Origin of the sequence: Limnohabitans sp. Rim8, assembly GCF_943326455.1 — a bacterium.
Lineage (GTDB): Bacteria > Pseudomonadota > Gammaproteobacteria > Burkholderiales > Burkholderiaceae_C > Limnohabitans_A.
The window spans coordinates 1-19,153 of sequence record NZ_CALPTI020000038.1; the positions used below are offsets into that span (position 1 = coordinate 1).

Sequence of the window (19,153 nt, forward strand, 5' to 3'; positions counted from 1 at the left end):
TGGCCTTGTTCTTGGCGCCTTACCTGCGTAAGTTTGGCCAGTTCACCATCCCTGACTTCTTGGGCGCACGCTACGGCGGCAACATGGCCCGCCTCATTGGCGTGTTTGCGGCCATCTTGGTGTCCTTCGTGTACGTGGTGGCGCAGATCTTTGGCGTGGGCCTGATCACAGCCCGTCTGACAGGCCTGTCCTTCGACGTGGGCGTCTATGTTGGCTTGGCCGGTATCTTGGTGTGCTCGTTCTTGGGCGGTATGCGCGCTGTGACCTGGACCCAAGTGGCCCAATACCTGATCCTGATCGTGGCTTACATGATCCCCGTGGTTTGGTTGTCGGTGAAACACACCAGCAATCCTCTGCCTCAGATCTCTTATGGCTACTTGCTTGAAAAAGTGACCGCCAAAGAAGAGCAACTGCTGAAAGACCCCAAAGAACTCGAAGTTCGCGGTATCTTCAAAGCACGTGCCGATGCAGCCGCTGAAAAGCTGAAAGACGTGCCAGCAGCCATGGCCGCTGACAAAGAAGCAGCCACCAAAAAGCTGGAAGACCTGAAGGCCGCCAACGCACCGGCAGCTGACATCACTGCCGCTGAAAAGGCTTTGGCTGGTCTGCCCAAAGACGAAGCAGCAGCCAAAGCGGCCTACACCGCTGCCCGCGCTGCGAATGCCCCACGTGCCAACCCACCCCTGCGTCATGCTGAGCCCTTCCCTGGCAAAGACGACGCTGCCCGAGATGTGGCACGCAAGAACTTCTTGGCCCTGGTCTTCTGCTTGATGATCGGTACGGCGGCTTTGCCCCACATTCTGATGCGCTTTTACACCGTGCCTTCGGTGCGTGAAGCGCGTGAGTCGGTGGCTTGGTCGCTGTTCTTCATCTCGCTGCTGTACTTCACAGCGCCGGCTTTGGCGGTGTTGGTCAAGTTCGACATCTACACGATTCTGGTCGGCACACCGTTTGACCAATTGCCGGGATGGATTGCACGCTGGAACGTGGTCGACCCCACACTGATGGCTGTGGCTGACATCAACAAAGATGGCATCTTGCAGTTGGCTGAGATCCGCTTGGGCGGTGACATTGTGGTCTTGGCCACACCTGAAATCGGCGGCTTGCCGTTCGTGATTTCCGGTCTGGTGGCAGCCGGTGGTTTGGCTGCGGCCTTGTCCACAGCCGATGGCTTGTTGCTGACCATTGCCAACGCCTTGTCGCACGACGTGTACTACAAAATTGTTGACCCCAACGCCTCGGCCAACCGCCGTGTCGCGATCTCCAAAGCCATTTTGGTGTTCGTGGCTTTGGCTGCGGCTTATGTCGCATCGCTGCGCATGGCCGACATTTTGTTCCTCGTGTCAGCGGCCTTCTCGTTCGCTGCGGCAGCCTTCTTCCCTGCGTTGACCCTGGGCATCTTCTGGAAGCGTGCCAACAAATGGGGCGCCTCGCTGGGCATGTTGGCTGGTTTGGGCATCTCGTTCTACTACATGACCAAGACACATCCTTGGATGTACGGCTTGTTCCATGAGGGTTCGCTGACACCTGAAATCTTGAAGGCCAACACCTGGTGGGACATTGCCCCCATCTCGGCCGGTATCTTCGGCGTGCCACTGGGCTTCGCAGTGATCATCATTGTGTCGCTGCTGACCAAGGCACCGGACCAAGAAGTTCAGGACATGGTCGAAAACGTCCGTTTCCCCAGCTTTGACGGCACCACCTCACAAGGCAGTGCTGCTCACTAAAAGGCGCAAGTTGGCAAGACCTGTCTTGCCAACCTGAACCCTTCCAACAAAAAACCCCGATCGCATTCAGCGATCGGGGTTTTTTGTTGGCGCTTGTGCTCGGCCCGTCAGGTCATGAACGCCGCACCCCCACCCCACACAAGGCCGGCGCTTGCCAGTCCGGGCCATGGAACCAAGGGTCGCCTTGCAGATAGGCCCGCAGCATGGGCAAGGCGTCTTGGCCCCAAAAGTGACGCCCATCCACGACCCAGGTCGGTACGCCAAAGATGCCTTGCGCGATGGCGCTTTCGGTCTGTGTTTGCAAGGCTTGTTTGACCGCTGGGCTGCTCGTATCCACAACAGGCTTGAGCTCTGCTGTGAGCTGTTGCAATCTCTCTGCATCGGCGGCATCGCCACCGGTGCACCACACATGGCGGAAAATTTTCTCGCACACCCAGCGGTTGGGCTCGCCGCCCACATCGCAGGCGGTGGCCAAACGCAACAAGCCCAAGGGGTTGAAAGGGTGCATGGCAGGCAACTGCAAGGGCGTACCTTGCTGGTGAGCTTGCCAGAGCACTTGACGGTAAGTCCAATCGCGCTTGGCAGGTATTTCTGCCGGCCCCAGTTGTCCATGGTGCTTGAGCAGCGCAGCAAACAAAATGGGCTTGTGCACCACCCTGTGGCTGATGCCTTGCAAGGCTTGGGGCAAGGCATCAAAGCCCAACCAGGCATAGGGCGAGATGAAATCGAAATAAAAGTGGATGGTTTTCATGTCATCTTTCAGTCAATGAAATCGGTCAATTCGGCATGGCCATGGGCGGGGTCCATAGGGTCAACACCAGCTTGCGCATCTGGGCATTGCAGCACATGATTTTGTCATCCATCCTCAGAAGTGCGGTGCCCCCAAAGCATCCCACTCTTTTTTTCGATTCAGGAGGCGCGTATGTACCAACACATCATCTTGGCTTACGACGGTTCTGTCACCGGCCAGAAAGCCTTGATTGAGCTGAAAGAGCTGGCGCACTGGGGGCAACCTCGGTTGACGCTCGTGGCCGTGGCCCCCAACCCCTTGGATGTGGGCTCGATGGAGATGGGTTACTACACCTCGGTGGATGCGGAACCTCTGCAAGAAACACTCAAAGATCAACTTGAGCGTGGCGTGCAATCTTTGCAGGCCATGGGTTTCTCAGTGAAAGGGGAAATCTTGAAAGGAGACATCATCCATGAGCTGACGCAATTTGCGGAGCGCGCCAAGGCTGACTTGATTGTGGTGGGCCACAAACACGAAAAGAACATCTTGCGCCGCTGGTGGAGCGGCTCGACGGCCAAGTCGCTCGTTGAAGAGTCGCCATGCAACGTGTTGATTGTGGTGGCACGCGAGCACTGACCTCAGCAGGCCCAAGCGATTTCAGCCCTGTGAGGACACCAGCCGCTGCTGAATGTTGCGCCACACCAAGCGTTTGGCCTCATCCGACATGCGGCCCCAGTTGCCAATCTCAGGAAGTGTGCGCAAACACCCCTCACAGTGCCCCCCATCGGGGTGCATCAGACACACCGACACGCAGGGCGATGGCACATGCGGCTCTTGTGTAGCCAACACTTGGGCGGCACGCTGCGCCAACAATTTGAAGTGCGACTTCATGGCTCAGCCCGCCCGCTTGTTCAAGATGGCCTTGGCCACGTTCGAGTTGGGTTTGCGGCCCAAAAAGTCGCTGATGAAGGCGCCGGCATCCACCAGTTTGTCCAGGTCGATGCCAGTAGCAATGCCCATGCCGTGCAGCATGTACACCACGTCTTCGGTGGCCACATTGCCCGTTGCACCCTTGGCATAAGGGCAGCCACCCAGACCTGCGACAGAAGACTGGAAGTTCCACACCCCCATCTGCAGCGCGGCCAAGGTGTTGGCCAGGGCCTGGCCATAGGTGTCGTGAAAGTGGCCGCAGATGTGGTCGATGTCGAAGTGCTGGCCTGCGGCCTCGATGGCTTTTTGCACCTTGAGCGGCGTGCCTGTGCCAATGGTGTCGGCCACGTCCACGCGCTGCACGCCAATTTGCTTCATCAAACCTGCCAAATGGGCCACGCTCGCCGGTGAGACCTCGCCTTCGTAGGGGCATCCCACGGTGCAGCTCATGGCCCCGCGCACGGCAATGCCCGCTGCCAGCGCGGCTTGCACCACGGGCGCAAAGCGTTCCATGCTTTCTTCGATGGAGCAGTTGATGTTCTTTTGGCTGAAGGCCTGGCTGGCGGCTCCAAAGACCACGATCTCGTCAGGCTTAGAAGCCAACGCCGCCTGAAAGCCGACCATGTTGGGCGTGAGCACCGAATAGCGCACACCCGCTTGGCGCTCAATACCCGCCATCACGATCGCGTTGTCGGACATCTGCGGCACCCACTTCGGGGACACAAAACTGGTGACCTCGATCTCGGTGAGGCCCGCAGCCTGCAATCGGTGCACCAAACCAATTTTGACCTCGGCCGGGACCGGCTGCTTTTCGTTTTGCAAACCGTCACGGGGGCCGACATCGATGAGCTGAACGCGAGAAGGAAGGGTCATGGGGTTCTCTGAATGGTCAATAACCGCGCTGGTGGTCCACCACGCCGTTGATGGGCTCACCGTGCTGCAAAGCCCGCATTTTGCCAACGATCTGAGCAATGCTTTCTTCACGCAGAGTGCGGGCCGAGGTGTGTGGCGTGACGGTGATTTTCGGATGTTGCCAGAACACGTGGTCGGCGGGCAAGGGCTCGGTGCGGAACACATCGAGCGTGGCCCCGGCCAGGTGGCCACTGTCGATGAGGGCCAGCAGATCTTCGTCCACCAGGTGTTTGCCACGGGCCACGTTGATCACATAGCCGCCTTTTTGCAGCTGCGAGAGCGTGTCTTTGTTCAGGATGTTTTCGGTCTCGGCAGTCAGCGGCATGAGGTTGACCAGCACGCGCGTGGCCTGCAGGAATTCGTGAAGGCTCTGCGCCCCGCTGAAGCAGCGGATGCCCGCCAGGTCTTTGGGGCTGCGGCTGTAGCCGTTGACGGAGAAGTCAAACACCTGCAGCGCTTTGGCCACGCGTTCACCCAGCACACCCAGGCCCATCACACCCACCGCAAAGTCGGCGCGACTGCGAGGCTTGCGGTAAGACCATTTGCCCAAATGGGTGTCGGCGTCGTAGCCATCGAACTCGCGAAAATGCCGGATCACCGCATGGCACACGTATTCGGCCATCTGCACCGACATGCCCGCATCGTCCAAGCGCACCACCTTCAGGGCAGGCGGCAATTTGAGCTGCAGCAAAGCGTCCACACCTGCGCCGATGTTGAACAGGGTTCGCAGGCCCGGCTGTTCGTCGATGAACTGCTGGGGCGGCGCCCAGACAATGGCATGCTCGGCGGAGGGCGCGCCAGGCGCCCATGCAGACACTGCAGCCTCAGGGAAAGCCTTTTGCAGGCCCTGCACCCAAGGCGCGGGGTCGAGCTTGTCAAAGCAGATGGTGATGTTCATGGGTCGATTTTGTCAGCCCAGCTTGAGCAGCTCTGCCCCGTCGGCGACTTGGTCACCCGGTGCGTACAGCAGCTCGGCCACCACACCGTCTTTGGGTGCGCTGATGGTGTGCTCCATTTTCATGGCCTCCATCACCGCCAGAGGCTGACCGGCTTTGACCTTGTCGCCCGCCTTGACGGCAAAGGACACGACCTTGCCAGGCATGGGGGCCGTCAGACGCCCGCCTTCTTGCGCCGCTTCGCCCGCGTGGGCCAACGGGTCGAGCACGGTGATGCGGGTCGCACCTTGCGGCGTGAAGAGGTGCGCGGTTTCGCCTTGCCAGTTGAGCTGGGTGAAGCAGCGTGGGGTGCTGCCCCACTGCACCCACAGGCCTTCACCATGGGCGGCAAATGTCAGCACGCCAGAGATGGCGTCATCACCTTCCAGAGACAAGCTCACAGCGCCGTCGTGCAAGTAGCTCAGACGGGCCGAGCAGGGCTGGTCTTGCCACACGAATTCAAAACGGCGCTGCGCCAGGCCGTGCGACTGCCAGCCATCACGGCGGCTGAAGGGGTCTGCGCCCTGCAGGGCTTTTTCCGCATGCAGGGTGTGGGCCACCACAGCGGCCACCGCTGCAGCTAAGCCCACGGTTTCTTGCTTGAACAAAACCGCGGCTTCGCGCTGGATGAGCGCGGTGTCGAGCTTGGCGGTGGCAAAGGCATCGCTGCGCACCACATGGCGCAAGAACTGCACGTTGGTGTTCAGGCCCACGATGTGGGTTTGCGCCAAGGCGGTATCGAGCCGGGCCAGCGCTTGCTCGCGGGTATCGCCGTGCACGATCAACTTGGCCACCATCGAGTCGTAAAACGGGCTGATGGTGTCGCCCTCGCGCACGCCGTCATCGATGCGCACCGTGCTTGTCTCAAAGCTGCTGGCTTGCGGTTTGCGGTAGACCTGCAAAGTGCCAGTAGCGGGCAAGAAGTTGTTGTCGGGGTTCTCAGCGCAAATGCGCGCCTCGATGGCATGGCCCTGAATGCACAACTGGTCCTGGCGCAAAGGCAGCGGCTCGCCACTGGCCACACGCAACTGCCACGCCACCAAGTCCAGACCCGTGATCGCCTCGGTCACCGGGTGCTCGACCTGCAAGCGGGTGTTCATCTCCATGAAAAAGAACTTCATGGATTCGGGCTGGTCATAAGCGGTTTGCTCGACGATGAACTCCACCGTGCCCGCGCCCACATAGTTGACCGCTTTGGCCGCAGCCACAGCGGCTGCGCCCATTTGCGCACGCAGGGCCTCGGTCATCCCGGGGGCCGGGGCTTCTTCCAGCACCTTCTGGTGGCGGCGCTGCACCGAGCAATCGCGCTCAAACAAATACACGCAGTTGCCCTGCGTATCGCCAAACACCTGGATCTCGATGTGGCGTGGGCGCTGCACGTACTTTTCAATCAGCACCGCATCGCTGCCAAAGCTGTTGATCGCTTCGCGCTGGCAACTGGCGAGCGCCGCCGCAAAGTCTTCGGACTTTTCGACCACGCGCATGCCTTTGCCACCACCGCCCGCGCTGGCCTTGATGAGGGCAGGGTAACCAATGCGGTCGGCCTCGCGCTGCAGCAGCGCTGGGTCTTGGTCGGCTCCGTGGTAACCCGGCACCAGCGGTACGCCGGCTGCTTCCATCAAACGCTTGGATTCGGCTTTGAGGCCCATCGCCAAAATCGCAGAGGCTGGCGGGCCAATGAACACCAGACCGGCTGCGGCGCAGGCCTTGGCAAAGTCTTCGTTCTCGCTCAAAAAGCCGTAGCCGGGGTGCACGGCCTCAGCGCCCGTGTCTTTGGCCGCTTGCAAAATGCGTTCCCAACGCAGGTAGCTGTCTTTGGGCGCGCTGCCGCCCACATGCACGGCTTCGTCACACGCTTGCACATGCTTGGCTCCGGCATCGGCGTCCGAATACACGGCCACGGTCTGAATGCCCATTCGACGGGCTGTGGCCGCAACACGGCAGGCGATTTCGCCACGGTTGGCGATCAGTATTTTGTTGAACATGTCTTATTCCTCACACCAACCAGCTGGGTTTTCGTTTTTGCAAAAAGGACTGCACGCCCTCCTTGCCTTCGCTGCTGGCGCGGATGTCGGCGATACCCGCCACCGTTTGCGCCACCAACGCGTCGTTGATCTCTCGCTCGGCCACGTGCTGCACCAGCTTTTTGCAGGCGCGCACGGCGTGGGGACTGGCGTTCACCAGCGCTTGGGTGAGCTCGGCCACTTTGGCGTCCAGCGCATCGGCCGGTACCCGCTCATGCACCAACCCGATGCGGTGCGCCTCGGCCGCATTAAAACGCTCAGCCGTCAAAAAATAGCGGTGCGCCGCACGCGCACCCATGGCGCGGATCACATAAGGGCTGATGGTGGCGGGGATCAGGCCCAGCTTGACCTCGCTCAGGCAATAGTGGGCTGTGTCCACGCTCACCGCCATGTCACACGCCGCCACCAAGCCCATGCCGCCGGCGTACACATCGCCTTGCACGCGGGCGATGGTGGGCTGGGGGCATGCATAAATGGCGCGCAGCATGGCGGCCAGCTCGCCCGCATCGGCCAGGTTTTCATCGCGGGTGTAGTCGGCCATGCGGCGCATCCAGTTCAGGTCTGCGCCTGCACAAAAAGCAGGCCCCTCGGCGGCCAGCACCACGCAGCGCACGGCGCTGTCCTGAGCCACTGCCAGAAAAGCGTTTTTCAGCTCAGCAATGACTTCGTCGTTGAAGGCGTTGCGCACATCAGGGCGGGACAGCGTGATGGTGTGCACGCCGCCTTGGGTTGAGATTTTCAGGGCTGTACTCATGCTTTGGGGGCCTGTTCTGCCAAAAGGAAATGCACCATGTCGAGCTCCGGGCAAGGCTGGCCCATGGCCGTCAGTGCTGCCGTGATCTGACCACGGTGGTGGGTGGTGTGGTTGAACACATGCGCCAAGGTGGCCGCAAACGGCAGGGACAGGGGATCGCCCTTGCTCGTGCGGTAGTCCAGTTGGCCATCAAAACGCTCGGTGCTCCAGCTGGCGATCAATGGCGCCCAGTTGGCCGATCCACCCTTGAGCGCCTGCGCCAGGCGTTCGCGGTGGGGTTCAACCTCGGCGTCCAGCGCCAGCACGGGCGATGCGCCTTTGGCAAAACGCGCATACCAAAGCAGGTGCTCGGCCACCAGCATGTGGTTCAGCGTGCCGTGGATGCTTTTGAAGAACAGGCCCACGTCGCGCCGATAGTCTGCATCGGACACGCGCGAGACCGCTTCAAGCAGGCGGTGCGTGACCCAGACTTGGTAACGCGCTTGCATTTTGAAGTGACTGTGCCAGGTGGATGTGTTCATTGTGGCCATGTCTCCAGTCCTCCCAATTTTTTGAGTGATTCAAAGTCGGCGTCACGGTGCAGCAGCGTGTGGCGGTGGGTCATGCAATAACTGGCCAGCAGCACGTCAATGGGACTGCGCACGGTACGGCCTTGTGCCCGCAGGAGGCGGTACAGAGCTGCCGCGCTGAGCGCATTGGCCGCCCCACCAATGTCTATCACGGGCAAATCCAACAGCAGGCTTTCTGCCGTGCGACGGGCTGTGTCGTTGCGAAAGCCGCGCAGCACTTCGAATACCACCAGATCGGCTGTGCCAATCGACACGTCTCCACCTTCCAGCCAGCGCACCAGTTGCAGGCGTTGCGGTGTCGGCGCTTGATTGAAGAAGTCAATCCAGACGCTGGAGTCCACCAGAATCATGGCTTCTTCCGGGTTTTTGCGATCAGTGTGGGCGGCTCGGGTTCTTGAAGCACCAAAGCCTGAACGCCTGTGTGGACCTTCTCCGCCGCGTCAATGGCGCGGTCGTACGGTTCGCCTGCGACCTTCAATGCCTGCTGCTGCGCCCGCCAGAGGGCCCATCCTTCGTCCGAGTCGTCCCACTGAAGCTGTCCTTGCAAGGCCAGCAAGCCGTCATAAACTTTGCGCCGCTTGAGCATGCGCAAGCCCTCTTCCACAGCCTCTCGCTTGGTCTTGAAGTCGCCATAAGCCATGACGTCGGCCATGAGCTTGTCGTCGATCACGATGTTGGTTCGCATGTGTTAAGCCCCTTAATGTGTATGAATTTACAAAATCATACACATCACATGCGGAAAAGTCCAAATTTCGTCTCTGGTATCGGGGCATTGAGCGATGCGCTCAAACCCAACGCCAGCACGCGGCGGGTGTCGGCCGGGTCGATGATGCCGTCGTCCCAAATGCGGGCAGTGGCGTAGTAGGGGTGGCCTTGGTCTTCGTATTGCTGCTTGATCGGGGCTTTGAAGGCCTCTTCTTCTTCCAAGCTCCACTGGCCGCCCTTGCCTTCAATGCCGTCACGTTTGACAGTGGCCAAGACGCTGGCCGCCTGCTCACCACCCATGACACTGATGCGGGCGTTGGGCCACATCCACAAGAAGCGGGGGCTGTAGGCACGGCCGCACATGCCATAGTTGCCCGCGCCAAAGCTGCCGCCAATGATGATGGTGAATTTGGGTACAGCCGCCGTGGCCACGGCCGTGACCATCTTGGCGCCATTGCGGGCGATGCCTTCGTTCTCGTATTTGCGGCCCACCATGAAGCCGGTGATGTTTTGCAAGAAGACCAAGGGGATCTTGCGCTGGCAGCACAGTTCGATGAAGTGCGCACCCTTCAAGGCGGACTCGCTGAACAAAATGCCGTTGTTGGCGATGATGCCCACCGGCATGCCTTCGATGCGGGCAAAGCCGCAGATCAAGGTGGTGCCAAAGCGTGATTTGAATTCATCGAACTCCGAGCCGTCCACGATGCGAGCGATGATTTCGCGCACATCAAAGGGCTTGCGCGTGTCCGTGGGAATCACGCCGTACAACTCTTGCGCGTCAAACAGCGGCGGCACTGGCGCATGCGTGGCGATGTTGGGGACCTTTTGCGCGTTCAGGTTTTTCACGGCCTGACGCGCCAACGCCAGCGCGTGCACATCGTTTTGCGCCAAGTGGTCGGCCACGCCCGACAGGCGCGTGTGCACATCACCACCGCCCAAATCTTCGGCGCTCACGACTTCGCCCGTGGCCGCTTTGACCAAGGGCGGGCCACCCAAAAAGATGGTGCCCTGGTTCTTGACGATGATGGTCTCGTCGCTCATGGCGGGCACGTAAGCCCCCCCTGCCGTGCAAGAGCCCATGACCACCGCGATCTGTGCGATGCCTTGCGCACTCATGTTGGCTTGGTTGAAGAAGATGCGGCCAAAGTGGTCGCGGTCGGGGAAAACTTCGTCCTGGTTGGGCAGGTTGGCACCGCCCGAGTCCACCAGGTAAATGCAAGGCAGGCGATTTTGCTGCGCGATCTCTTGCGCACGCAAATGCTTTTTCACCGTCATGGGGTAATAGGTGCCGCCCTTCACCGTGGCGTCATTGCACACGATCATGCAATCCACGCCGCTGACGCGACCTATACCCACGATCACGCCAGAGCTGGGCGCGTCGTTGTTGTACATGTTGAGCGCGGCCAGCGGGGCCACCTCCAGGAAGGGTGTGCCGGGGTCGAGCAGCATTTGCACACGGTCACGCGGCAGCAGCTTGCCCCGGGCGGTGTGTTTGGCGCGGGGCGCATCGCCCCCGCCTTGGGCCACTCGCTCCAGGTGGGCACGCAGGTCATCGACCAAACCACGCATGGCAGCGGCGTTGTGCTGGAAATCGGCGGAGCGCGGGTTCAGTTGGGAGTGCAAAACGGTCATGGCAGGTCCTCGGCTGTCTCTGTTGGCCACCAGCATAAAGCGAAGTGTCCTGAAACATCACGCCAAGCAGGTTGCAAATCCTGCCAAAATATGCCATTCATGAACTTGACTTCCCCGACCTCCCGATCTGAAACACCGATCGCCTTCATTTTAGCGATGGTCAAGGCCTACACCGACCGCGGGATGGACCCGGCCGGAGCCCTTCGAAGAGCACAAATCACGCCAGAATTATTGTCGCAACCCGATGCGCGCGTGACGGCGCTGCAAATGGAATGGATGAGCGAAGCGGCCATGCGCGAGCTGGACGATGAGGCCCTGGGCTGGTTCAGCCGCCGCCTGCCCTGGGGCAGCTACGGTATGCTGGTGCGCGCCTCCTTGACCGCCCCCAACCTGGGCGTGGCGCTGGCCCGCTGGTGCCGCCACCACGGCTTACTGACCGACGACATCCACCTGCAAGTCAACCAGTCGCAGGGGGTGGCCAGCCTGCAATTGACCGAACAACGCAACTTGGGCGCATTGCAAGAATTTGCCGTGGTCTCGGTGCTGCGCAATGCTTTGGGCGTGGCCTGCTGGCTGACGGACTCGCGCATCCCCTTGTTGCAAACCACGCTGCGCTTGGCCCCGCCACCCCATGCCGACAGTTACCGCGTGCTGTTTGACGGCCCCACCCAATTCAACGCGCCCACGCACAGCCTACAGTTTGACGCGGGCTACCTGAGCCTGCCGGTGCGCCGCGACGAGGCTGCCTTGCAACGCATGCTGCAACGCGCCCTGTTGCTCACGGTACGACCTTACCGGCGCGACCGCTTGCTGGTGGAAAAAGTGCGCCAGACCCTGGCCGAACACCCCGAGCACAGCCGCAACGCCGACGACCTGGCGGCTTGGCTCAACCTGTCGGCCCGCACCCTGCACCGGCAACTCAAAGAAGAAGGTGCGAGCTTGCAGCAGCTCAAAGACGCCGTGCGCCGCGACCTGGCCACCGACCTGCTGCTGCGCACGCAGCGGCCCATCAAAAAAATCGCTGCCGAGGTCGGGTTTCAGAACGAGAAGAGTTTCATGCGGGCGTTCAAAGGGTGGACGGGGCAAACGCCTGAAGAGTTCAGGCAGGCCAAAGCGCCTTGAAAAAGCCCATGCCATCAGGACTCAAGCCAGACGCAACTCGTGCATACCCGTGAACACGCGAGCGGCCCCGGCTTGCACCAAAGGCGCATGCTCAGCTGGAGGCGCGGCATAAGCCCACACTGTGGCCCCAGCAGCCACACCCGCCGTGATGCCCACGGTGGTGTCTTCCACCACCAAACAACGTGCCGGGTCGATCTGCAAGTGCGCAGCTGCAGCCAGGTACACATCGGGGTGAGGTTTGCTGCGCGGCATCTCGTGGCCGCTGAAAATGCGGCCTGCAAAAAAGTCGATCAGCCCCACTTGCTTGAGCATCATCTCGACCTTGAAACGGTCTGCACCCGAAGCCACAGCAATTCGTCCCTGGCAGTGGTCGTGCAGATGCGCCACCGCTTCATGAACGCCCTCGATCGCGGTGATGCTTTGCGTCAAGCGCACATTGCGGCGGGCAAAAAACTGTTCCAACCACGCATCGGTGAGCGGCTGGCCGGTATGCGCTTCGATGGTGCTGCGCTGGCTTTTGACGGTGTGGCCTACAAAGCGCTGCATGCACTCGGCCAAGGTCATGCGCCAGCCCTGCTCTTCAAACATGTCGCGCAGCACGCCACAGGTGATGGCTTCGCTGTCCACCAGCACGCCGTCGCAATCAAACAAAATGGCTTCAAAGTTCATGGATGTGATGATATAGGGGCATTGTGCAGAAGCTCTGGGTCAAGCCTCAAAGCTCATCGCCGTCCACATAAAACCAGCGATCGCCGTCTGCACTGGGTTCGCGCACAAAGCGGCTGCGTTCATGCTGGCGCACCGCTTTGCCACCCACCCGAAAGCGCGCCACAAATTCCACCTCGGCGGTACCCACGCCTGTGACGCGGTGCTGTTTGATCTCCAAGCCCAACCATTTGCCACCCTGCTCGAGCGTCAGTTCGGCGGGCCGTTGACTGCTGTGCCAAGTGGCCAGCAGATAGGGCACATCACCCAGCACAAAGGCGCTATAGCGTGAGCGCATGAGGCGCTCGGCATCGGGCGCAGCTTGGCCTGTGTGCAGCGGGCCGCAGCAGTCAGCCAAGCTCAGTGCCTGACCTTTGGGGGTGGTGCGGCCGCACGGGCACAGCGTCACGCTATGAGGCATTCAAGCGCTCTTGCGCGCGGCAATTTCGGCTTTGTGCTGCTCCATCGTGACAATAGGCGCCGCTGCTTTTTTCCAGGCGGCAAAACCGCCATCGATATGGGCCACATTGGTCATGCCCATGTCTTGCAGGGTTTTGGTGGCCAGAGCGCTGCGCCAGCCTGCACCGCAAAACAAGATGAACTGTTTGCTCTCGTCGGCGAACACAGGCTTGAAATAAGGCGAAGCCGGGTCCACCCAGAATTCCAGCATGCCGCGAGGGGCCAGCAAAGCGCCGGGCACCGTGCCATCGCGTTCCAGCTCACGCGGGTCGCGGATGTCCACGATTTGCACGGCTGCATCGGCCAGGCGTGCTTGCACCGCGGCCACACTGTGCGTCGTGACCTGGGCCATGGCCTCGTCGACGAGGACTTGAAATCCTTTGGTAATGGACATGTGATTCTCCTTGTGATGATGGCAAAAAACCGACTTTATTTGCGCCAAAAATGTGAGCTGAACAACACCAGAACCGACAACAATTCCAGTCGACCCAGCAGCATGGCAAAACTCAAGACACTCAACTGAAAAGGGTTGAGGCCCCCAAAATTACCCGATGGACCGACTTCACCCAAACCGGGACCGATGTTGTTGACGGTGGCGATCACGGCCGAAAATGCGGTCACGATGTCCAAGCCGCTGAGCAAAAGCAGCATGCTCAGGCCCATGGTGGCCCCACCATAAATGAGCATGAAGCCCAGCACCGCTGTCATGACCGACATGGGAATCACGGCGCCGCCCAGTGTGACCGGGTTGATGACACGCGGGTGGATGATGCGCACCAACTCGCGACGCGCCTGCTTGACCAACAAAATCATGCGCACCAGCTTGATGCCGCCGCCCGTAGACCCCGCACACGATACAAAGCAGCCCAGAAACATCAAAAAGATTGGGGCAAACACCGGCCACTGCGCGTAATCGGTGGCGGCATAACCGGTGGTGGTGGCCAAAGACACCACATGGAAAGCGCTGATGCGCAAGGCCTCCAGGCCGTCGTCATACACGCCATGGGCCAACAGCAGCGCCATCACCAACAAAGTGGCGGCCAACAAAACACCCAAGTAGGTGCGAATCTCCCGATCATTGCTGATGGGCAGGATGGAGCGGCTGCGCAGCACCACAAAGTAGCGCACAAAGCTGATGCCAGCCAAGCTCATGAAGACGATGGCAACCCACTCGATCATGGGTGAATTGAAGTGCCCAAAACTGGCGTCATACGAAGAAAATCCACCCAAACCCATGGTGGTGCACATGTGCATGAAGGCATCGGCCCAGCTCATGCCAGCCCAGCGGTACGCCAGCAAGCAAGCGGCCGAAAACAAAAAGTAAACGCCCCACAATCCACGCGCCGTCTCTGCAATACGAGGCGTGAATTTGGTGTCTTTCATGGGGCCGGGTGTTTCGGTTTTGTAAAGTTGCATACCGCCCAAACCCAACATGGGCAAGACCGCCACCACCAACAGCATGATGCCCAGACCACCGATCAGCTGCAAAAAGCAGCGCCAAATATTCACCGAAACCGGCAAGTGCTCAAGCCCGGAAAGCGCCGTTGCGCCCGTGGCCGTGAGCGCGCTCATGGCCTCAAAATAAGCTTTGAACCAAGTGATCTCTGGCACCAAAAACATGAGGGGCAAAGCCGAATAGGCCGGCAAGACCAGCCACACCATGTTGACCAACAGGAAACCGTCTTTGGTCTTCAATTCCCGCCGATGCCGCTGGGTGAGCGCCGCCAACACCAAGCCACTGACAGCCGTCAAACCAAAGCCGGCCAGCCAGATCCACTGCAAGTCACGGTGGTCTTCAAACCAGGCCCAGATGCCCGGCACCAAAAACGTGACCGAAAACGCGACCAGAATGCGCGCCATCAAGGCCAAGACCGGCGCGAAGAACGTGAGCATCAGCCAAAGAAGGTCGCACTGACCTGAAAGAGTTTTTCCACCGCACGCACATCGCGCTTGTTGGGAATGAACAAGACGATGTGGTCATTGGCTTCGATCAGGGTATCGTGGTGCGGCATGAGCACTTCGGAATATTTGCCCTCGCCACGCACAATGGCGCCCATGCTCACGCCCTGGGGCAGCTTGATTTCCTCGACACGCCGGCCCACCAACTTGGAGGTTTTGATGTCACCGCGCGCAATGCCCTCCAAGGCCTCGGCCGCCCCCCGGCGCAGGCTGTGGACTGCCGCCACATCGCCCCTGCGCAGATGCGCCAACAGCTCGCCGATCACGGTTTGGGCAGGGGAGATCGCAATGTCGATCGTGCTGCCTTGCATCATGTCAGCGTATGCGCGGCGGTTGATCAGGGCCATGACACGCCGCGCACCCATGCGCTTGGCCAACATGGCCGACATGATGTTGTCCTCGTCGTCGCTGGTCAGCGCCAAAAACAGGTCCATCTCGCCCACGTTTTCTTCTTGCAGCAGGTCTTCGTCGGCACCGTCGCCATTCAGAATCAAGGTGCTTGAAGGCAACTGACTGGCCAGGTATTCGCAGCGTTTTTTGTCGCGCTCGATCAGCTTCACGGCGTACTGGTCCGCCAAAATGCGCGCCAAACGCAAGCCCACTTTGCCCCCCCCGGCCAGCATGAGGCGTCGAACGGGTTGGTCGGTTTTATGGATGCCAGACAACACAACAGGGATCTTGCGTGTGTCGGCCAAGACAAACACCTCATCGCCAGGCAAGATGCTCGTCTCGGGCAGCGCATCCACTTGCGTGTCTTGCCGGTACAGGGCCACCACGCGCATCTCGGCATCGGGTAAGCGGTCGCGAAACTCGGCGATGGTGTGGTTCACCAACAGGCTGTCGGCCGCGGCACGCACCACGATGAGGCTCACGCGGCCCTCGGCAAATTCAAGCACCTGCAAAGCCTCGGGGTACTGGATCAGCTGCTGGATGTAGCGCATCACCGACTCTTCGGGGCAGATCACATGGTCCACCGCAAAACCGGACTTGCCCAGCAATTCATCACCCTCATTGAATTCGGGCGAACGCAGCCGAGCGATGGTGGTGGGCACGTTGAACACATCGTGGGCGATCTTGCAAACCACCAAATTCGCTTCGTCGGCCGCCGCACAGGCAATCAGCATGTCGGCGTCTTGGGCCCCAGCTTCGCGCAGCACCGAGGGCTGAATGCCGTTGCCCACCACCCCGCGCAGGTCCAGACGCTCTTCGAGCAACCTGAGGCGTGCCGGGTCTTGGTCGATGACAGTGATGTCGTTTTGCTCTGAAACCAGGCTTTCGGCGACGCTTTCGCCCACACGGCCGGCACCCAGGATGATGATGTTCATGAGGCCTGATGATACGGGAGCCGCCCCCCATAGCAGCCCGCTTTTTACTTTAAAGCGCCCGCTGGATGATGATTTTTTGCACGTCGCTGGTGCCTTCGTAAATCTGGCACACGCGCACATCGCGGTAGATCCGCTCGACCGGGAAGTCGCTCACATAGCCGTAGCCGCCCAGGGTCTGGATGGCGGCAGAGCAGATTTTTTCGGCCACTTCGCTGGCAAACAGCTTGGCCATGGCAGCTTCTTTCAGGCAGGGGCGGCCAGCATCGCGCAAGCTGGCCGCGTGCCAAATCAACTGGCGCGCCGCTTCGAGTTGGGTGGCGCAGTCGGCCAAACGGAAACCCACGGCCTGGTGGTTGAAGATGGCGGTGCCAAAGCTCTCACGCTGCTTGGCGTAGTCAATGGCCACATCCAAAGCGCTGCGGGCCATGCCCAGACTCTGCGCAGCAATGCCGATGCGCCCGCCCTCCAATGACGACAAGGCAATTTTGTAGCCCTCGCCCTCTTGACCGACCAGGTTCTCAGCTGGGATGCGGCAATTGTCAAAATTGATCTGCGCGGTGTCGCTGCTGTGTTGCCCCAGCTTGTCTTCCAGGCGCGCCACCACATAGCCCGGGGCGCTGGTGGGCACCAAAAAGGCGCTCAGCCCCTTCTTGCCCGCGCCCTTGTCGGTCACGGCAATCACCACCGCCACATCGCCATTCTTGCCGCTGGTGATGAACTGCTTGACGCCGTTGATGACGTATTCGTCGCCGTCTTTCAAGGCCGTGGTGCGCAGGGCCGATGCGTCAGAGCCCACATGCGGCTCGGTCAGGCAAAACGCACCCAGCATCTGGCCTTGGGCCAGCGGCGTGAGCCACTGCGCTTTTTGCGCGGCGTTGCCGTACATCATCAAGATGGCATTCACGGGGCAGTTGGTCACGCTGATCACGGTGCTGGTGCCGCCGTCACCGGCAGCGATTTCTTCGAGCACCAGCGCCAGCGTCACATAGTTCAGGCCCGCGCCGCCCAGTTCTTCGGGCACACAAATGCCATACGCCCCCAGCTCGGCCAGGCCCTTGTGCGCTTCTTTGGGAAAGTGGTGCTTCTTGTCCCACTCGGCGGCATGGGGCCACAGCTCGCGCTGGGCAAAGTCACGCACGGCGTCACGGATCATTTCTTGGTCGGGGGTCAGCAGCATGTCGGTCTTTCTGTGTCGGTTCACCAAGGCAGGGCTTGCCCATCGTGGTTCAAAAATGCGCCTCGGTGTTTCGGGTCGCGTTCAGTACGTACGGTCTCCAGCGTCTGGCGCAGGCTGGCTGCACTGTCTTGCACTTTCACAGGCGCTTGCGGCCCCCCCATGTCGGTCTGCACCCAGCCCGGGTGCAAGGCCAGACAGACAATTTCAGGAAAGTCATGCTGAGCACATCGGATGTACATGTTCAGCGCCGCCTTGCTCATCCGGTAGAGCACCGCCATGCTGCTCTCGGTCAAGGTCAAGCTGCCGAAGTGGCTGCTGATGACCGCAAAAGTACCTGAGGACTGCGCCAACATGGGCGCCACTTGTGGCAACACCATCATGGGACCCATGGCATTGGTATGCATCAACAGATCGAATTTCTCTCGGGTGGGCGGCGAGACGGCAGTGTCCCGATCGCCGACCCCGGCAACATACACGGCCAAGTCCAATTTCTCTCCATCCAACTGCCAGGCCAATCCCGAGTTGCTGGCCGGGTTGGCCGCATCCAGTCGCAAGGTTTCGGCACCCAAGGTTTTGAGAAGAGCGATCCCGTCGTCCGAACGCGCAGTCGCGATGACGCGCCAGCCCTCTTCGATGTACTGGCGTGCCAGTTCAAAACCGATGCCACGCGATGCGCCGATGAGCAAGACTGTCGGCATCTGTCAGACCAGTTCCAGCGCCACGGCCGTGCCTTCGCCGCCGCCAATGCACAGCGTGGCCAGGCCCTTCTTGAGGCCACGGGCCTTGAGCGCGTGGATCAGCGTGACCATGATGCGCGCGCCGGACGCGCCAATCGGGTGGCCGAGGGCGCAAGCGCCGCCGTTCACGTTGACCTTGTCGTGCGGCACGTTCAACTCTTTCATGAGCGCCATGGGCACCACGGCAAAGGCTTCGTTGACTTCCCACAGGTCCACGTCTTCGACTTTCCATCCTGCTTTGGCCAAAGCTTTTTGGGTCGCGCCCACGGGGGCGGTGGCGAACCACTCGGGTTCTTGCGCATGGGTGGCGTGGCTGACGATGCGGGCCAGCGGTTTGCAGCCGAGCTTGGCCGCTGTGCTTTCGCGCATCAGCACCATGGCAGCCGCGCCGTCGTTGATGGACGAGCTGCTGGCGGCGGTGATGGTGCCGTCTTTTTTGAAGGCGGGCTTGAGCGATGTGATTTTGTCGAGCTTGACTTTGCCCGGGCCTTCGTCGATGGACACCACACGTTCGCCGCTGCGGTCTTTTACCGTCACGGGCGTGATCTCGGCGGCAAAGGCACCCGACTCGGTAGCGGCCTTGGCGCGCTGCACGCTGGTGGTGGCAAAGTGGTCTTGCTCGGCGCGGGTGAAGCTGTACTTGGCGGCGCAGTCTTCGCCAAAGGTGCCCATGCTGCGGCCGGGCTCGTAAGCGTCTTCCAGGCCGTCGAGCATCATGTGGTCAAAGATGCGGTCGTGGCCCATGCGGTAA

21 protein-coding genes are annotated in these 19,153 nt (G+C 60.6%); 3 read left to right on the plus strand and 18 right to left on the minus strand.

Features of this window, described 5'->3' with window-relative positions:
• Positions 1 to 1,727, plus strand: a 1,727-nt coding sequence (locus Q1M54_RS15885; RefSeq protein ID WP_300559313.1) for a VC_2705 family sodium/solute symporter, incomplete at its 5' end; no start/stop codon positions are given.
• A 112-nt stretch (positions 1,728 to 1,839) separates the two neighbouring features.
• Here the strand turns inward: Q1M54_RS15885 and Q1M54_RS15890 are convergent.
• Positions 1,840 to 2,478: a 2-hydroxychromene-2-carboxylate isomerase gene (locus Q1M54_RS15890; RefSeq protein WP_300559316.1), complete on the minus strand. Its 639-nt coding sequence runs from the start codon at positions 2,476 to 2,478 to the stop codon at positions 1,840 to 1,842.
• A gap of 171 nt (positions 2,479 to 2,649) precedes the next feature.
• Here Q1M54_RS15890 and Q1M54_RS15895 point away from each other — a divergent pair, with 171 nt between their 5' ends.
• Positions 2,650 to 3,093, plus strand: a complete 444-nt coding sequence (locus tag Q1M54_RS15895; protein WP_300559318.1) for a universal stress protein — start codon at positions 2,650 to 2,652, stop codon at positions 3,091 to 3,093.
• 21 nt (positions 3,094 to 3,114) lie between these two features.
• Here Q1M54_RS15895 and Q1M54_RS15900 read toward each other — a convergent pair whose 3' ends face one another.
• The 9 genes from Q1M54_RS15900 to Q1M54_RS15940 are packed head-to-tail and all read right to left on the minus strand — an operon-like array spanning position 3,115 to position 10,918.
• Positions 3,115 to 3,348: a DUF1289 domain-containing protein gene (locus Q1M54_RS15900; RefSeq protein ID WP_300559321.1), complete on the minus strand. Its 234-nt coding sequence runs from the start codon at positions 3,346 to 3,348 to the stop codon at positions 3,115 to 3,117.
• A 3-nt stretch (positions 3,349 to 3,351) separates the two neighbouring features.
• A complete protein-coding gene (locus tag Q1M54_RS15905; protein WP_300559324.1) occupies positions 3,352 to 4,260 on the minus strand; it encodes a hydroxymethylglutaryl-CoA lyase in 909 nt (302 codons plus the stop codon).
• A gap of 16 nt (positions 4,261 to 4,276) precedes the next feature.
• Complete coding sequence (locus Q1M54_RS15910) at positions 4,277 to 5,197, minus strand: glyoxylate/hydroxypyruvate reductase A (protein WP_300559327.1); 921 nt, start codon at positions 5,195 to 5,197, stop codon at positions 4,277 to 4,279.
• A gap of 12 nt (positions 5,198 to 5,209) precedes the next feature.
• Entirely contained in the window at positions 5,210 to 7,219 is a 2,010-nt protein-coding gene (locus tag Q1M54_RS15915) for an acetyl/propionyl/methylcrotonyl-CoA carboxylase subunit alpha (protein WP_300559330.1), read from the minus strand.
• 10 nt (positions 7,220 to 7,229) lie between these two features.
• Positions 7,230 to 8,012 (minus strand): enoyl-CoA hydratase/isomerase family protein, encoded by a 783-nt coding sequence (locus tag Q1M54_RS15920; RefSeq protein WP_300559333.1) that lies wholly within the window; start codon positions 8,010 to 8,012, stop codon positions 7,230 to 7,232.
• A complete protein-coding gene (locus Q1M54_RS15925) occupies positions 8,009 to 8,542 on the minus strand; it encodes a DinB family protein (RefSeq protein ID WP_300559336.1) in 534 nt (177 codons plus the stop codon). Before Q1M54_RS15925 ends, Q1M54_RS15920 begins: the two co-directional genes overlap by 4 nt.
• Positions 8,530 to 8,931 carry a PIN domain-containing protein gene (locus Q1M54_RS15930; protein WP_300559339.1) on the minus strand — a complete coding sequence of 134 codons (402 nt, stop codon included), beginning with the start codon at positions 8,929 to 8,931 and terminating at the stop codon, positions 8,530 to 8,532. The genes Q1M54_RS15925 and Q1M54_RS15930 overlap by 13 nt, the downstream gene beginning before the upstream one ends.
• A complete protein-coding gene (locus Q1M54_RS15935) occupies positions 8,928 to 9,266 on the minus strand; it encodes a type II toxin-antitoxin system VapB family antitoxin (protein WP_300559342.1) in 339 nt (112 codons plus the stop codon). Before Q1M54_RS15935 ends, Q1M54_RS15930 begins: the two co-directional genes overlap by 4 nt.
• A 44-nt stretch (positions 9,267 to 9,310) precedes the next feature.
• A complete protein-coding gene (locus Q1M54_RS15940; protein ID WP_300559344.1) occupies positions 9,311 to 10,918 on the minus strand; it encodes a carboxyl transferase domain-containing protein in 1,608 nt (535 codons plus the stop codon).
• 99 nt (positions 10,919 to 11,017) lie between these two features.
• Between Q1M54_RS15940 and Q1M54_RS15945 the strand changes: the two genes are divergently transcribed.
• Complete coding sequence (locus Q1M54_RS15945) at positions 11,018 to 12,040, plus strand: AraC family transcriptional regulator (protein WP_300559347.1); 1,023 nt, start codon at positions 11,018 to 11,020, stop codon at positions 12,038 to 12,040.
• A 21-nt stretch (positions 12,041 to 12,061) separates the two neighbouring features.
• Here the strand turns inward: Q1M54_RS15945 and Q1M54_RS15950 are convergent, their stop codons facing one another.
• From Q1M54_RS15950 to Q1M54_RS15985, 8 genes are all read right to left on the minus strand, one after another.
• Entirely contained in the window at positions 12,062 to 12,709 is a 648-nt protein-coding gene (locus Q1M54_RS15950) for an HAD family phosphatase (RefSeq protein ID WP_300559350.1), read from the minus strand.
• Positions 12,710 to 12,755: 46 nt separating this feature from the next.
• On the minus strand, positions 12,756 to 13,166 hold the full coding sequence (locus Q1M54_RS15955) for a YchJ family metal-binding protein (RefSeq protein ID WP_300559352.1): 411 nt from the start codon (positions 13,164 to 13,166) through the stop codon (positions 12,756 to 12,758).
• Positions 13,167 to 13,598 (minus strand): rhodanese-like domain-containing protein, encoded by a 432-nt coding sequence (locus tag Q1M54_RS15960; protein ID WP_300559355.1) that lies wholly within the window; start codon positions 13,596 to 13,598, stop codon positions 13,167 to 13,169. It abuts the gene before it with no gap.
• A 35-nt stretch (positions 13,599 to 13,633) separates the two neighbouring features.
• Positions 13,634 to 15,097, minus strand: a complete 1,464-nt coding sequence (locus Q1M54_RS15965; RefSeq protein ID WP_300559358.1) for a potassium transporter TrkG — start codon at positions 15,095 to 15,097, stop codon at positions 13,634 to 13,636.
• The gene (gene trkA, locus Q1M54_RS15970) at positions 15,097 to 16,488 is read right to left on the minus strand and encodes a Trk system potassium transporter TrkA (RefSeq protein ID WP_300559361.1); all 1,392 of its coding nucleotides are present in this window, start codon (positions 16,486 to 16,488) and stop codon (positions 15,097 to 15,099) included. Before trkA ends, Q1M54_RS15965 begins: the two co-directional genes overlap by 1 nt.
• A 49-nt stretch (positions 16,489 to 16,537) precedes the next feature.
• On the minus strand, positions 16,538 to 17,665 hold the full coding sequence (locus tag Q1M54_RS15975) for an acyl-CoA dehydrogenase family protein (RefSeq protein ID WP_300559364.1): 1,128 nt from the start codon (positions 17,663 to 17,665) through the stop codon (positions 16,538 to 16,540).
• A gap of 20 nt (positions 17,666 to 17,685) precedes the next feature.
• Complete coding sequence (locus tag Q1M54_RS15980) at positions 17,686 to 18,363, minus strand: SDR family oxidoreductase (protein ID WP_300559366.1); 678 nt, start codon at positions 18,361 to 18,363, stop codon at positions 17,686 to 17,688.
• Positions 18,364 to 18,366: 3 nt separating this feature from the next.
• A partial coding sequence (locus Q1M54_RS15985; RefSeq protein ID WP_300559368.1) for an acetyl-CoA C-acyltransferase occupies positions 18,367 to 19,153 on the minus strand: 787 nt, incomplete at its 5' end.